At 40.4% G+C, this 16,296-nt stretch carries 12 protein-coding genes; 3 read left to right on the top strand and 9 right to left on the bottom strand.

The annotated features are described in order from the left end of the window. Positions 1–14: 14 nt before the first annotated feature. The 9 genes from E0E36_RS14280 to E0E36_RS14240 all read right to left on the bottom strand — a co-directional run bounded on the left by E0E36_RS14280 (position 15) and on the right by E0E36_RS14240 (position 12,432). A complete protein-coding gene (locus E0E36_RS14280) occupies positions 15–965 on the bottom strand; it encodes a glycosyltransferase family 2 protein (protein WP_130856503.1) in 951 nt (316 codons plus the stop codon). 38 nt (positions 966–1,003) lie between these two features. Further along, the gene (locus E0E36_RS14275; protein ID WP_013668320.1) at positions 1,004–1,588 is read right to left on the bottom strand and encodes a DUF4199 domain-containing protein; all 585 of its coding nucleotides are present in this window, start codon (positions 1,586–1,588) and stop codon (positions 1,004–1,006) included. A gap of 6 nt (positions 1,589–1,594) precedes the next feature. After that, on the bottom strand, positions 1,595–2,266 hold the full coding sequence (locus E0E36_RS14270) for a hypothetical protein (RefSeq protein WP_130856502.1): 672 nt from the start codon (positions 2,264–2,266) through the stop codon (positions 1,595–1,597). 1 nt (position 2,267) lies between these two features. After that, positions 2,268–3,539 carry a dihydroorotase gene (locus E0E36_RS14265; RefSeq protein WP_130856501.1) on the bottom strand — a complete coding sequence of 424 codons (1,272 nt, stop codon included), beginning with the start codon at positions 3,537–3,539 and terminating at the stop codon, positions 2,268–2,270. 266 nt (positions 3,540–3,805) lie between these two features. Beyond that, a complete protein-coding gene (locus E0E36_RS14260) occupies positions 3,806–5,077 on the bottom strand; it encodes a glucose-1-phosphate adenylyltransferase (RefSeq protein ID WP_013668323.1) in 1,272 nt (423 codons plus the stop codon). Between the two features lies 1 nt (position 5,078). Beyond that, the gene (locus E0E36_RS14255; protein ID WP_130856500.1) at positions 5,079–6,500 is read right to left on the bottom strand and encodes a glycogen synthase; all 1,422 of its coding nucleotides are present in this window, start codon (positions 6,498–6,500) and stop codon (positions 5,079–5,081) included. Between the two features lie 12 nt (positions 6,501–6,512). Beyond that, positions 6,513–8,423 carry a 1,4-alpha-glucan branching protein GlgB gene (gene glgB / locus E0E36_RS14250; RefSeq protein ID WP_130856499.1) on the bottom strand — a complete coding sequence of 637 codons (1,911 nt, stop codon included), beginning with the start codon at positions 8,421–8,423 and terminating at the stop codon, positions 6,513–6,515. 142 nt (positions 8,424–8,565) lie between these two features. After that, complete coding sequence (locus E0E36_RS14245; protein ID WP_013668326.1) at positions 8,566–11,013, bottom strand: glycoside hydrolase family 31 protein; 2,448 nt, start codon at positions 11,011–11,013, stop codon at positions 8,566–8,568. Positions 11,014–11,166: 153 nt separating this feature from the next. Beyond that, entirely contained in the window at positions 11,167–12,432 is a 1,266-nt protein-coding gene (locus tag E0E36_RS14240; protein WP_130856498.1) for a condensation domain-containing protein, read from the bottom strand. A gap of 391 nt (positions 12,433–12,823) precedes the next feature. Here E0E36_RS14240 and hisG point away from each other — a divergent pair, with 391 nt between their 5' ends. The 3 genes from hisG to hisC all read left to right on the top strand — a co-directional run bounded on the left by hisG (position 12,824) and on the right by hisC (position 16,229). Further along, on the top strand, positions 12,824–13,675 hold the full coding sequence (gene hisG, locus E0E36_RS14235; protein ID WP_130856497.1) for an ATP phosphoribosyltransferase: 852 nt from the start codon (positions 12,824–12,826) through the stop codon (positions 13,673–13,675). Positions 13,676–13,806: 131 nt separating this feature from the next. Beyond that, positions 13,807–15,105 carry a histidinol dehydrogenase gene (hisD, locus tag E0E36_RS14230; RefSeq protein WP_013668329.1) on the top strand — a complete coding sequence of 433 codons (1,299 nt, stop codon included), beginning with the start codon at positions 13,807–13,809 and terminating at the stop codon, positions 15,103–15,105. A 59-nt stretch (positions 15,106–15,164) separates the two neighbouring features. Next, complete coding sequence (hisC, locus tag E0E36_RS14225) at positions 15,165–16,229, top strand: histidinol-phosphate transaminase (protein ID WP_013668330.1); 1,065 nt, start codon at positions 15,165–15,167, stop codon at positions 16,227–16,229. Positions 16,230–16,296 lie beyond the last annotated feature (67 nt).

The following is a 16,296-nucleotide window of genomic DNA, read 5'->3' as shown; positions in this document are numbered from 1 at the left end:
AAAATAAAAGCTATCTAGATCACTTTTTCTATTTGATAATTATTTCGGTCATGTGCATTGCGCGAGACCAACTCAGCAATAAAGCCGGTTAAAAATAGCTGCGTACCTACTATAATTGCAACTAGAGCAATGTAAAACAAAGGTTGATCGGTAACATTTCGATAGGAGGTACCTTTCGATATGCTGATCAGTTTATCCGAAATCAGCCAAAGAGTCATAATAAAGCCCCCCATAAAACTCAGTACACCTAGACTTCCAAAAAAATGCATCGGTCTTTTACTAAATTTGCCAACAAAAAATATTGACAGTAAGTCTAAAAAACCATTGATAAATCGACTGAAACCGAATTTGGTCGTGCCATACTTCCTAGGATAATGCTTTACAACCTGTTCTTCTATTTTTGTAAAGCCTGCCCATTTTGCAATAACGGGGATATAACGGTGCATCTCTCCGTAAACCTCTATATTTTTAACTACATCCTTTCGATAAGCCTTCAGCCCGCAATTGAAATCATGTAAGTTATTGATACCTGAAACCCTGCGTGTCACCGCATTAAAAAGTTTGGTAGGCAGCGTTTTATTTAAAGGGTCATGCCTTTTTTGTTTGTATCCCGACAATAAATCCAGCTTTTCCTCTTTTATTCGATGAAAAAGAACCGGTATCTCATCCGGACTATCTTGTAAGTCAGCATCCATGGTGATAACAACATCGCCCGATGCAGCTGCAAAACCGACATTCAATGCAGCTGATTTTCCATAATTCCGCCGAAATTTAATGGCATAAATTTCAGGATAGGTTAATTTTAGCACCTCAATTTCACGCCATGAACCGTCTGTGCTACCGTCATCTATCATAATCACTTCGTAACTGAAGCTGTTCTCATCATTTACCCGTTTAATCCAAGCCACCAATTCAGATAAAGATTCAACTTCATTGTACAAAGGTATGACGACAGATATATCCATGTGTTAATAAGCAATTATCAAATGATTTGTTTATCGGTTTATTCCTGAGGTTCTTCAGAGATTGTTTGAAATATGGGTCGTTCTTTCTTAAATAAAGCACCAAATATTAGAGCAATCACGAAAACAACAATAGTAGAGATCGCAAAACCACGCAATGTATTAACAATATTAACTTCACCTGCCTTTTCTATTTGCTCATCTATCTTTTCCAGTTGCGTGTCAATCTGCTCAGCATCAGCACCTGATTTCTCCATGTACTCAATTGAGTTATTCGCTATGTTACGCATATAGCGTTCTCTCATATCAGGCTCTATATACTTCTCAAAAACAAATCCGGAGACTGAGGAAATAAAGCTTGCCACAAGCAACATGGAAAAAACACCGATTACAGCTTGCTTAAAACTCCAATAGCCGCCGATAGTTCCTCGCAATCTAAATGTGAATAAAATAGCTAATACTAAAGGAAGAAAAAAGCCGGTGATGACCGGGCCAATAATGACCATCCAAAACGAGGAACTGGAAGCATAATAGTACATGGGAATAATGGTTAATACAATCATCAGTATTCCCACTACAATCCCTAACTTAGCTCCTTCTTTCCGTAATAAGCTGTTGTTTTCCATTTACTTTTAGTTTTTATTATAGGCCACTATAAGTGCATAAACCGCTGCGTCCATTGACGGATCGCCACTAGCTCTTAGATATTCGGTAAATTGGCTTTCCGATGGATTCTGTTCAGCAAAGAAGCTCATTATCGGATAAAACAGCCCAGCCAGCTCTTGCTCCTCGCCAAGATTAGCTGCTACTCGACTTATTTCTTTATAATTGCTCTCCACTAATATTTGGTTGGCAATCATCGGTTCATAAATACGATGTTCATCTTGAAATTCATCTTCATCTACCAACAGGAATTCTTTTAGAAAATCACTTAACTCCGGCTCGATTTCCTCATCAATGCATTCTCTTAAGTATAACAGTAAATTGAGCAACTCGGTTCCCCGATCTATAGTCTGCTCTTCAATATCTTCCCACTCCTCCGATTCGAGATAATCCTCTTCCAATTTTTCGACATCTGCTGCAAAAAAGTTCATCAGCAAGAGGTCGAACGCAATTTCCCTTAAATCTTCATAAGAAGGATAAGCATCAAAACATTCGTCTAACAAATCCACCTTTTGCATATAGCTCTCATCGCTATTAAAAGCTGCGAATAAATTCGTTCGAAAAACCTCGTTTGTTCCGTTTATCTTATCAAAAGCAGAAAGTGCAGCAGTTAATGCTTTCTCAATACGTGCGTCCATCATATTAATTTAGTGTACTATATACTTTATTATTATTCACCACCAAATTTACTTTGCCCATTAAAGTAGCGCCATAAAAAGGACTATTAATCGATTTGGAATAGTTTGTATTTATATCAAAGGTCCAATTTTCTTTCGGATTAAACAAAACTAAATTCGCAGCAGCTCCAACGGTCAAAGATGGCGTCGGAAGCGATAAAATCTCGCGCGGCCTTATTGAAATTTTTTCTATTATTAAATCGATTGATAATTGTGCTTCGAGTAGCAAAGGCAAAGTAGTTTGAAGGCCGATTATACCATTTTTTGCAATTTCAAACTCTACGCGCTTATATTCTACTTCATGGGGCGTATGCTGAGAAACAATCGCATCGATCGTACCGTCTAATAGCCCTTCTTTCAATGCCTGTATATCTTCTGCTGTTCTCAACGGGGGGCTCACCTTATAATTACTATCGAAACCGGCGACACGATCATCCGTTAAAACCAGATGATGAGCGGCGACGTCACAAGTGACCTGTATTCCCTTCTGCTTGGCTTCCCTTATCAGGGATACACTCCCTTTTGTACTAATTGTGCTAAAATGAATAACAGTGTTGTGGTAATTAGCGAGCGATAAATCTCTCGATATCATCAATTCTTCAGCAAGCCCGGGATTTCCCTTCATTCCCAAATAGGTACTCATAACACCCTCATTCATTTTTGAGTGATTTGCAATCGAAGCATCTTCCGCAAAAGACATGATCAGTGCACCGAATCCCTTGCAGTAGAGGAGTGCTCTACTCATTAGTTCTGCCTGTTGAATACTTTTATTGCCATTGGAAAAAGCAACAGCTCCCGCTAACTTCATATCATAAAGCTCTGCCAGATCATTACCCGTTCTCCCTTTACTTATAGCTCCAATCGGGTAAAGAGATACCAGTTGATTTCTCGCTAAATTTACAACCATGGATATCTCTCCTTTACTATGTAGGGCAGGCTCTGTGTTAGGTTGCATCGCTAATCCGGTAAAACCACCTGCCGCAGCAGCGGCACAACCGCTTTCAATCGTCTCCTTTGTCTCCAATCCCGGCTCGCCTAAATTTACGTTTAAATCGAAAAATCCCGGAGCCAAGTATTGTCCATTAGCGTCAATAACCGTTGCATCTTCGTCGTTTATGATATTCTTATTTTCAATGGCCTCGACTATACCCCGATTGATGAGAACATCTAGCGTTTGACCATTTTTTTCATGTCCGGGAAAGGCTAACGTGGCAGACTTTATCAGTATTTTATCCATGTAAAACAATACGTTTTTTGACAAATAAATATAAAGTGTCAGTGGCTTTCAGTGAAAAGCTTGACAACATCGTGCAAAAAGGGAAAAATTGTTTTAATATAACCGATGGGGTTATAAAACTCATTGAAGAATGAAGTACAATCTGAGGAACTTTCATTAAAAAACAAAAGTACAAAATAGTCGTTAATGCTAACGAATATTTTGTACTGAATTTGATGTGCCAGTTAGCTGATACGATCGTTAGCTAACTGCGAGTTGGCCGACAATTAACCGATAATCGTATTATCGGCAATCACGGCTCGTTTCTTAATAACGATAATGCCGTCCTTCACCGTATAGGTTTCAAAGTCTCCATCCGGCAGATGTGGGCCACCTTTAATCTGTACATTGTTACCGATTGAACAGCTCTTATCTAAAATTGCCGTGTCAATATAGCAATCTTCTCCAACCCCAACAATGGGCTTGTTAGTTCTCTTTGCATCTTCAAGCTCTTCAAGGTTTTGATAAAAATCACTCCCCATCATATAGGTATTCTTGATAACCGTACCCTTCCCTATCCTAGAACGGACGCCGATAACCGAGCGTTCGATTTCCTTCGCAGCAATAATACAACCATCCGCCACAATAGCGTTATAGAGCGTAGTCGCAGCCATTTTAGATGGAGGTAGCATACGAGGTCTTGTAAAAATACTCTGTTTATCAAAGAGGTTAAAGGCAGGTATTTCATCTGTTAAACCAATATTAGCTTCAAAGAAAGAATCAATGTTACCAATATCAGTCCAATAGCCATCATATTGATAGCTTATCACTTTCTTTTGATCGGTAATTGCATCAGGTATCAGTTCTTTACCGAAATCCAATCCCTGATTTTGTGTTAGCAGGTCGTTTAGTACCCCTTTACTAAAAACGTAAATTCCCATCGAAGCGAGATAAACCCTTCCCGCATCTTTCATTTCGTCACTTACCTCCGAACTCCAGTCAACAAGCAATTCTGTTTTAGGCTTTTCTATAAAGGAGGTAATATGCCCCTCATCATCAGATTTCAATATACCAAAAGAAGTAGCGTCCTTTGCGTTAACGGGGATCGTGGCAATGGTGATTTCTGCTTTCTTACTAATATGAAATTCAATCATCTCTTGGAAATCTATCTGATAGAGTTGATCGCCCGATAAAATAAGGATAAAATCATAATCGTGATTGACCATGTAACGTAAAGAGTGCCGCACGGCATCAGCGGTTCCCTGAAACCATTTATCTCCTTCAATCGTCTGTTCGGCAGCGATAATATCAACGAATCCTTTACTGAAAACACTAAAGTTATAAGTGTTTTTAATATGCGTATTTAGTGATGCCGAATTGTATTGGGTCAATACAAAAATTCGATTGAATCCCGAATTCAAACAGTTGGAAATAGGTATGTCGACTAAGCGATATTTACCGGCAATTGGCACCGCCGGCTTTGACCGTTTATCAGTTAAGGGTGCTAACCGGGAACCCCTCCCCCCTCCTAGCACGATGGATATTACCTTTGGAGTCATATTAATTAATTAGTTTTTTATATAAATCTGTATACTTGGCTGCCGATTTTTCCCAGGAAAAGTCGAGCTTCATTAATTTCTTCCTTAGGGCAGTCTGCTGCTTTTGGTCCGTTTGACGCCAAAAGTGCAAAGCGCGTTCAATGCCCTCGCAAACCCCGTTAACACTAATGTCATTAAATAAGACACCATACCCTTCTCGACCGATATCTACCACGGTATCTTTCAGCCCTCCTGTTGCATGTACTACAGGCACCGTTCCGTAACGCATAGCATACAATTGATTTAACCCGCAGGGTTCAACTCGAGACGGCATCAATAAAAAATCTGCACCGGCATATACTTGGTGAGCCAGTTCTTCATTATAACCAATAAACAAGGCCAAATGTTGTGAAAATTGTTCGCGTATTTTTAATAATGACGCTTCGATGCCCTTATCTCCTGATCCTAAAACGAAGAAATTAACCTCTCCTTCAAACCGTTCTAAAACAGATACGAGAACAGATGCTAATAGATCAGCTCCCTTCTCCAAAGCAAAACGACCGATGAAAACAAACAATGGTAGACTTGCGTCCATACCGTAAGTATCACACAGGATGCTCTTATTATTTTCTTTACCCTTCTTAACAGCAGCTGGTGAAAAATTATTTTCAAGCATGGGATCGGTAGCCGTATCCCAAACCTCTGTATCAATCCCATTTACAATCCCATATGACTTCGTCCTTTCAGCCTCAAAAAGGCCCTCCAAACCATTAGCTCTTACGTATAACTCATGTAAATATCCTTCTGAAACCGTCGTGTAAGCCCAACAACATTTGATTAGGGCTGCTAAGGGGTTAATTAATCCGTTCCAATCGAGCAAGCCCCATCGCCACGTATCAAAAGTGGGCATGAGCGAAGCGCTATTCCAGCTTAGCCATCCCTGATACTGTCCATTGTGAACGGTGGCAACTGTTGGAACACCCTTTAACAAGTTAAATTGATCCACATTTTCAATATAAAATGGAATCAGACCTGCATGATGATCATGGCAGTGTATAATGTCGGGCCGTTGGTAAGTTGCACATAGCCAATCCAAAGCGGCATGTTGAAAAGCCAAGAATTGTTCGCTTTCATCCGGGTAGCTATATACTTCCTCCCGATCAAGTAAGCCAGGTATTTTAATCAAAATTAACTCAAAGCCTAGCAGATTGCTGCGTTCTCGTAAAACGCTGTAATGGTAAGAGGAATTGCCTTGTTGGATGCTACCTTCGTGTAGAACTTCGAACTCATTATTCTGTACAAAAGTCTTGTTATAGAAAGGCATCACAACGGAGGATTCAATTCCAGCCTTCCGCTGATATTTGGGTAAAGAACCCAGCACGTCCGCTAAACCACCAACTTTGGCCACAGGATAACATTCCGCGGCGAAATGAATTACACGCATTTTTCTTTCGTTTTACCTTGTCCTTTTCAAAACTAAACCACTTAATGGAGGTAGCGTAAACTTCGCCGAATAGGCCTTGTTCATCCAATGATAAGGTTCGGCTTTAATAGGCTCGCAGTTAATTCCACTTCCAAAATATACTTTATCGTCTGAATTCAATAGTACCTCATAAGTTCCTTTATGAGGAAGACCGATACGATAATAATATCGCACTACAGGTGTCAGATTTAATATAACAACCAAGTCATCCTTCTCCGATCTCCCTTTCCGATAATAAACAAGCACCGAATTTTCATGGTCACCTAATTCTACCCATTCAAAACCCTCCGGCGAAAAACTTTTTTCATATAAAGCGGGTTGCGTCTTATATAAATTATTTAAATCTTTCACAAAACGAAATAAGCCTTCGTGTGGCGGAAAATTGAGCAAATGCCAATCTAGCGATTGGTTGTAATCCCATTCCGCAGTTTGTCCGAACTCACCTCCCATAAATAAAAGTTTAGTGCCCGAATGCGTAAACATATAAAGATATAACGCCCGGAGGTTTGCGAAACGTTGCCATTCGTCCCCGGGCATTTTGTAGATTAACGAATGTTTTCCATGCACAACCTCATCATGCGACAAGGGAAGCATAAAATTCTCATGAAAGGCGTATACGGTACTGAAAGTTATCTGTTGATGATTATACTTACGATAAACGGGATCCTGTTTAAAGTAGTTCAAGGTATCATGCATCCACCCCATCATCCATTTCATGCCAAATCCCAAACCACCGGTAAAAGTAGGTCTACTAACTCCTGGCCAAGCCGTCGATTCCTCAGCAATTGTTTGCACATCAGCAAAATTTGCATAAACGGCTTCATTTAGTTCTTTAAGGAAACTCACCGCTTCCAAGTTCTCACGACCACCGTATTCATTCGGGATCCATTCACCTGCATTGCGCGAATAATCTAAATATAACATAGAAGCCACCGCATCTACCCTTAAACCATCCGCATGAAATCGGTCCAGCCAAAATATTGCGTTACTTATCAAAAAGGCCCTAACTTCATTTCGTCCATAATTAAAGATATAGGAGCTCCAATCGGGATGATATCCCTGTCGTGGATCTTGGTGTTCGTATAAATGCGATCCATCGAATCGATACAACCCGTGAGCGTCCCCCGGAAAGTGTGAAGGAACCCAGTCGAGAAATACACCAATATCGTTCCGGTGCAGTTGCTCAATGAGATACATGAGTTCTTGCGGTGGACCGTAACGAGCACTAGCGGCGAAATAGCCGGTTACTTGATAACCCCATGAAGGATAGTAAGGATGCTCCATGATAGGCATAAACTCTACGTGCGTAAAACCGGCCTCTTTAATGTAGGGTACCAATTTATCAGCAATCTGCCCGTAACTTAATAAATGATCAGGATGCTCGGGGTCTCGCATCCAAGACCCCAGGTGTAATTCATATACAGATATAGGCCTATCCAAACCATTGTGAAGATGCCGTTTCTCCATCCAATCCTGATCCTTCCATTCATACCAGGTGGTACCGACTTTAGAAGCAGTTTTTGGCGGTGTTTCCCAAACTAAAGCAAAGGGATCTCCCTTTTCCAGATTTTCTCCGGTTGCCGTCTTGATAAGATACTTATAATTGGCCCCTAAAGGCACGTCAGGAATGAAGCCCTCCCAAATACCAGAGGCATCCCATCGAATATATAAGTGGTGCAAATGGGGGTTCCATCCATTAAAATCACCAATTACGCTGACTGATCGGGCATTAGGCGCCCAAACGGCAAAATAAGTTCCTTTTCTTTCCTCTTTTTCTAGATGATGAGCACCGAACTTTTCGTATAACTTAAAATGTTTTCCTGCTTTGAAAAGACTAACATCAAAATCAGTAAACAGTGAGAATACTTCAACAGTATTATGCATATAGTGTTTTTTTACAGTTAGGTGCGCTCTATAATGATTACTTAGCTAAAAAGCAACCTGTCCGAACTTATTTCGGAGACACATTTCATTTCTACAAAAGAGAATATTGACCGTTACGTCAAACCTTCGCCCTTCTGACTCTTTATTCGACAACAATATTCCGGAAATCTTTATCAACCTGAATAGTAGGAACCCCTTCTTCTTCTTTCCATTCAGTAATTCGATTATCAACCAATATTCTATTTATTTCAAATGGTAAACCTATAAAACTCAGTTTATAAGTTTCATATCTCTCTGTAAACAATCCATCGATCGTTTGGTTTAAGGTTAAGCTATTTTTTTCGCCTTTTAGTACAATTTTTTTCTCAAGGTAAATCTCCTGTTCGTAGGCAAACGTATCGCCATGATCTTCATAAAGGAAAGAATTCACTTCTATGTCCGCGTAATAAACTCTTAGCTTTAAACTATCAACCTGCCGAAGGTCCACGTATTGCATAACAGGATACTCGGGAATTACGGCTCCTGCTTTGATAAATAAAGGCATTTCATCTAACGGCGTTGCTATATCGTGTTCTTCCCCCCCTTTTAACACCGTATCAGACCAATAGTGATACCAGTAACCTGCAGGTAGATAAACTTTTTTGCTCACTTGTCCAGGATTGACTACAGGAGAAACCAACACCTTATCACCAAAAGAAAACTCCTCCTCTCTTGGGATATTCGATTCTATTGCCTGCTCTAGCATAGAGATCGGTCTCAGAATCGGAAAGCCATACTGCGCATGTTCCCAAAAAACCGAATAAATGTAAGGTAGAAACTTATAGCGAAGCTCGATGAACTTTTTGTTGATTGCTTCTAGTTCCGCACCAAAACTCCAAGGTTCCCGCTCTCTTGTATCGCCGGCCGAATGTGCTCTCATAAAAGGTGAGAACACCCCAAATTGGATCCACCTAGTAAACAATTCGCCATCAGGTTCACCGCTAAATCCACCGATATCTGTTCCACAAAAAGACATACCCGATACCGAAAGCCGTTGGAGCTGCAGAACACCCAAGCGAAGATGTTCCCAAGTAGCCACATTGTCGCCCGTCCAGACGGAAGAATATCGTTGAGTTCCGGCATAGGCCGCTCGGGTTATAGTGAATGGTCGCTTACCATGATTCAATTTCTTAAGCCCTTCATAGGTGGCTCGTACCATCTGCATTCCATATACATTATGCGCTTTGCGATGAGAGCCCCGGTAGCCGTCGTAGTTATGTCTCACATCGTTCGGGAATGTACCACGACCAAATACAGCCGGTTCATTCATATCGTTCCATACGCCGGCTACCCCGACATCAACCAACCCCTTGAATAAACCGCCCCACCATTCACGTGTTTCGGGATTGGTAAAATCAGGAAACTGACATCGTCCGGGCCATACATGACCTTCCATAAAATAATCATCACCTCTTCTACAGAAATATTTGTTTTCTTTGCCTTCTTTAAATACCCAATAATTATCATCCACTTTAATACCCGGGTCTATAATAACAACCGTTTTAAATCCCTGATCTGCCAAGGTTTTGATCATCTTTTTTGGATTTGGGAAATAATGTTTATTCCAAGTAAAGCAGCGATAACCATCCATGTAATCGATATCGAGATATATGGCATCGCAGGGAATATTTCTGGATCGAAAACCTGCCGCTATTTCGTGTACTTTGCTTTCCGGATAATAGCTCCATCGGCATTGGTGAAATCCCAAAGCCCACAAGGGAGGTAAATAATGAGTACCTGTAATACTATGATAGCGCTTCACGACGTCCATCATATGGGGGCCATGAATGTAATAGTATTGTAGCTCACCTCCCTCCGACCAAAAGCTGGTTTGGTCATGTTTTTCAGCAGCAAAATCAAAATAGGTTTTGAACGTATTGTCAAAGAAAATTCCATAAGCCTCCCCTTTGTTCAATCCAATATAAAAAGGGATACTTCGATACAAGGGATCTTGATCAAAGGAAAATGAATAGGTGTCTGAATTCCAATTGGTCAATCTTTTACCACGCAAATTTAGGTGCGTGGGTTTATCGCCTACACCATAAAAAGCTTCTTGCTCTTCCGCAACTTTGGTACAATAAACATAATACCCCCCAAAATCCGGATTTTCTTCCCAATGCATCGGCGTGTGATCCCGATTGATAACCTGTCCTTCACGGTCCTGAAAAGATATCAAGAAATCCTTTTTATTGATGACGCAAGTCACAGTATTAGTACTTACGCTATAAGTATCCTCTTCTTCCTGAAATGCGTAAAGCGCTACATGTTGATCAGGATTTGGAACTGCATAAGAAAAATCGTCTAAAAATTGGCTATGGGGTGCTAGCCTAATCCGTATGATTTCATCACTTACCACCTTTACTTCTACAGCGGCAGAACCATCTGTAAACACGTAACTATTACCTCTTTGTACATATCCTGTGATCTTTTGAAGATACTTTTTCACAATCTGCGGCAAATCCAGTACCGGGTTATTAACATGTTGTATACCGGATTCTAACGTCTCTTCCTGAATCGGTTCAATTGCATCTTTATTAATTGTCTCAGCCATATTCCGTCAATTTCAAATTTATATAGCCAATGTACAGTATTTGCGGTATGAATGCAATAGTCTGAAAACGATTTATAATTGTTTCATTTATACTGGATATCTACGACGATCTGCCCTAAGAATTGATGTCTTTTTTTACCGCTTTTTTTACATTCACTTGGTCGAAAGAGAAGTCCGAATAATTTCAAGCGCGCGCGTTTGAAAGGCTCGTGCCACAGGATAAGACAGGAAGTTTTCGTCTGATGTAAACATAAAATCGATCTGTCCCTTAAAGCTGGTAATGGATAAGGTAGAAGGATTACCCAAAGCAAAGAGACTAGCTGGCGCGTACAAGTTTTCAATGGCAAGTGCGCCGTAGTGCTCCTCCAATTGAACACGTCCCATATTTGAAAAAGTAAAGGCGTGCGTCCCTTTGTCTTTCTTTGCATAGTTGGTTATTTGCGGTATTAACGGCGTGAGCCCTTCACTAAAAACCAACGTATCATAAACCGTTAACTTTTCCATACGTTTTGCTAATGCAACCTTTAACATCTCCGCTTGTTGCCAAATGTTGCGAGCGGAACTTTTTTTCAGATGTAGGGGAACCATTGCAGGAAAAGCAAAGAGCATGTCATTTTTTACTTCCTTAATAAATCTTCTCATATCGATCGAACAAAAGAGTTTTACACATCGCCTGCTGCCATCAACATCACCATAAGCTGTCAAAAATACGGCGCTCAAAAAGGTGTGGATAGAAAGTCCTTTAAACTTGCATTGTTCAAGAATCGCTTTTGATTCTTCTTTGCTTAAATTCCAATGAATAAAATAGGGGTTACATCGATTGATTTCTTTCTTAAAGGCGGCAAAGCGTAATGCCGTTTTTACTATCATTGGAAGGCATTTGGCGATAAACCTGTTACCCTTATTACGTTTTACATGCTCCGGGATAAAATCGAGCACAGACGAAAATTGGTCATAGCTACCAATATCCATTGCAGGATTCCCTAATACACAGAGGGTCTCATTCATTAAATTCAGCACGGATCTGCCATCACAAATACAATGATGGCCAACAAACATTAAGTCTGAAAGATTCTCGCCTCTAATCCACACAACACGCAAAAGTAAGCTATCAGTGGCATCGAAGGGGGCGAGACATTCCCGCACGAATTCGCTTTTCCAATCGTCGTCGGTAAGACGGTCAATAACTCGGACTTGAATATCTTTTTTTATTGTAGCTTGGACAAAATAGGGCGCACTGCTAACATCTTGCTCAATGTGAACATTTAAAAGAGGATGTCTCCGTTGTACTTTATCGAGAGCCGCCTGTAAACATGCCTTACTAAAGCTTCCACGAATCGTAACCGTCGTAACGACATTATTGGCAATGGCACCGCCAGCATATAAAGTTCCTTCCAGAAAAGTTAATTTTCTTTTCATTTGCTTATAATAGGCTATGGGACCAAACTAATAGGCAAGGTCAATGTCTCATAACATGAGGCATTCATCCCATATTTAATGTGAAGATAAGTAAAAAACCTAAAAAGTGAAGTACTATCGTTTTTGTTACACATGAATTTTTGCTAATAAAATTCACCTTTTATTTGCAAAAACAAAATTGAATCCTATATTTGCAACATTCTTCTTAACAAAGAAGTTCAGAATAAGAAAATGTTAAAAGTCTTCACACATCACGTACATTTCCATCATCGCCCTTGTGGCGATATGTAATAAGTATGTTTCTACGTGAAGCAGTTAAACCCCGATTCATTTACTTTTTTATATTCATCTGCATGTGCTTTGATACATGTAATAAAATATTATACTATCCATGTCATCCTTAAAAATAGCTATCCAAAAGTCGGGTAGATTAAACGAAAAATCTGTAGAGTTATTAAAAAACTGTGGCCTAACTTTCGAAAATTATAAAAGCTCACTCATATCCTCCGTATCCAATTTTCCACTGGAAATTCTTTTCTTACGGGATGATGATATACCGGAGTACGTTCAAGATGGGATCGCCGATTTAGGTATTGTCGGTGAAAATGTGATTAGTGAAACTGGAGTCAACGTACATTTTTTGCAACGCCTTGGTTTTGGAAAATGTACTTTGAAGATTGCCATACCAAATGAAAGCGAATTAGTACAAATAAATGATTTAGAGGGGCGAGCCATCGCCACTTCTTACCCCAACATCCTAAAAAAATACCTTTCTGACAATCAAATTAATGCAACGATTCGCACCATATCCGGATCAGTTGAAATTTCGCCGGGATTAGGATTAAGTGATGCTATATGCGATATCGTTTCCACAGGAGGCACCTTAAAAAGTAATGGCTTAAAACCTTTTGCTGACGTTATGTCATCGGAGGCCATCCTAATCGGCAAAAACGGAATCGAAGAAGAAGAAGCTGTGAAAGAGCTAATGCAGCGAATTCAATCCGTTTTGAAGGCAAAGGAAACTAAATACGTTGTACTTAATGTGAAAAGAGAAAATCTTCAAATAATAGTAGACCTGCTCCCCGGCGTAAAAAGTCCAACAGTGGTGCCTCTTGCCGAGGAAGGTTGGGTAGCCGTCCATACGGCCATACAAGAGCGTGACTTTTGGGAAAAAATAAATAAACTCAAAGCCGCCGGTGCTCAGGGAATTGTTGTCATGCCCATTGAAAAGATTATTATGTAATTGGACCCAAGATATTGGTAGCAAGACGTATGTAGCAAGATGCAAGACAACCGTATAAGAAGGTGAAGAAAAATAACGTCTACCTGTCCCGATACTTTCGTCTTGATACTTTATCCTAATACAAGTAAAGCATGTTAAACACATATAACTATAAGGAGCTTTCCCCTGATGCGTTAAGCCAGCTGATTATTCGCAATACAGATCCGGCTCATACCATTCAGGAAACGGTTGACAATATTATCCAAAATGTCCGACAGAAGGGCGATGCCGCACTGTTTGACTTTACGGAACGGTTCGACAAAGTTAAACTGGATCGTTTGTATATTGAAGAGGACGATATTCAGTTACTAGCAACCAGCATTGGTAGAGACCAGCAAAGGGCGTTGGAAATCGCTTTTAACAACATTTACAAATTTCATCAAAATCAATTACGTAAGGAAAAGAAGATCGACACGATGCAAGGCGTCACGTGTTGGAGGGAGGCGCGCCCCATTGAGCGTGTAGGACTTTACGTTCCCGGTGGGTCGGCTGTACTTCCAAGTACTTTTCTTATGCTTGGTGTCCCTGCTCGAATAGCGGGATGCAAAGAAATTGTCGTATGTTGCCCCCCACAAGCCAGTGGACTTATAAATGGCTATATTGCTTATTGTGCATATTTATTAAAAATTAAACGGATTTATCTGGTCGGCGGTGCCCAAGCGATCGCCGCAATGGCATATGGCACTGCAACCATTCCGAAAGTTGACAAGATTTTCGGTCCGGGCAACCAATTTGTAACAAAGGCTAAAACCATTGTACAAGCTACCACGAATACGGCGATCGACATGCCTGCCGGCCCCTCGGAAGTACTCATTATAGCTGATAAGACGAGCAATCCTATTTATGTAGCAGCCGATCTGCTTGCACAGGCTGAACATGGAAAAGATAGTCAAGCTATCTTGGTTAGTGATAGTGAATCCCTTATAGAACAAGTTAATCAAGAGCTAGCTAAACAGGTAGAAGCGCTCCCAAGAGTTGAAATAGCTAAAGCGGCCATCGCTCATTCCTATGCCGTGCTTTGCAGTGATTTAACACAAGCGATGTCGTTCAGCAATGCCTATGCCCCGGAGCACTTAATTCTTGCGCTCGATGACTGGCAATCTATTATAAACAAAATAATCAATGCCGGATCGGTTTTCTTAGGGCACTTAACACCTGAAAGCGTGGGAGATTATGCTTCAGGAACGAATCACACGTTACCGACAAGTGCTTATGCAAAGGCTTATTCCGGTGTGTCAGTAGATTCTTTTATTAAAAAAATAACTTTTCAACACATTACGCCAATTGGAATAAACCAATTAGGTCCTACCGTTGAAATATTGGCAGAACTTGAAGGGTTACACGCACATAAAAACGCTGTAAGCGTTAGATTAAGGCATAAAGCTGAGTAGCATTTTTTTACCACCCCTACGGGTGGCAAGCTTTTTACATTTTACTTTTTACTTTAAAAATGACCATCAACATTCAAAACCTGTTAAGGGACAATATTAGAAAGCTTACACCTTATTCTTCCGCTCGTGACGAATTTAAAGGAGAAGCTTCTATCTTATTAGATGCAAATGAAAATGCATTTGGTTCACCTTTACCTGTAAATTACAACCGATATCCGGACCCACTACAATTAAACTTAAAGGAAAAAGTCCGCCAAATCAAAGGTGTTCCTACGGAACATATTTTTGTTGGCAATGGAAGCGACGAAGCAATTGACCTTCTATTGAGGGCCTTTTGTCGCCCGGGTATAGACAATATTATTATCGTTCCGCCAACCTATGGAATGTATGAAGTATCCGCCAATATCAATGATGTTTTAATTAAGCGCGTCCCGCTGACGACAGAATTCCAGTTAGACCTTAATAGCATAGCTGAGACGATCGATGAAAACAGTAAAATTATTTTCATCTGTTCGCCCAACAATCCTACCGGGAATTCGATCAATAGAGCAGATATAGAAACGCTGTTGAATAACTTCAACGGTATAGTAGTGGTAGATGAAGCCTATATAAACTTCGCCAAACAACGATCTTTTATACAAGAGTTGACAGAATATAATAACCTGGTAGTGCTGCAAACGCTTTCTAAGGCTTGGGGATTGGCGGGATTGAGAATAGGAATGGCTTTTGCGGCCCGCGATATCATTGATGTGCTTAACAAAATAAAGCCGCCATACAACATTAACGAAGCGTCTCAAACACTTGCAATACAAGCTCTTGAAAATGTAGACGAAATCAACACATGGATAAAGACTACCGTCAGAGAAAGAGAGAAATTAGTTAAAGACCTCTCAACGCTCCCGCTTATACAATACATCTATCCTTCGGAGGCAAATTTCATCTTGGTAAAAATGACTACCCCTCGGGAAATTTACAAATACCTTGTTGAACTAGGCATTATTGTACGCGACCGATCGTCGGTCATATTATGCGAAGGATGCCTACGTATAACTATAGGCACTCCCGAAGAAAACCAGCAACTCTTACATGCACTTCGCACGTATCCGTTGGTTAATGGTCAGTAGAATAGTACTTTTGGATAATAAAACAGAAAGCTAAGTAAACACAACGGTGGCGTGCTTGGCTAGATTG

Source organism: Olivibacter jilunii, from assembly GCF_900607235.1.
Lineage (GTDB): Bacteria > Bacteroidota > Bacteroidia > Sphingobacteriales > Sphingobacteriaceae > Olivibacter > Olivibacter oleidegradans.
The sequence above is the reverse complement of the archived record's forward strand: the minus strand, read 5'-3'. Positions and strand labels throughout refer to the sequence as shown.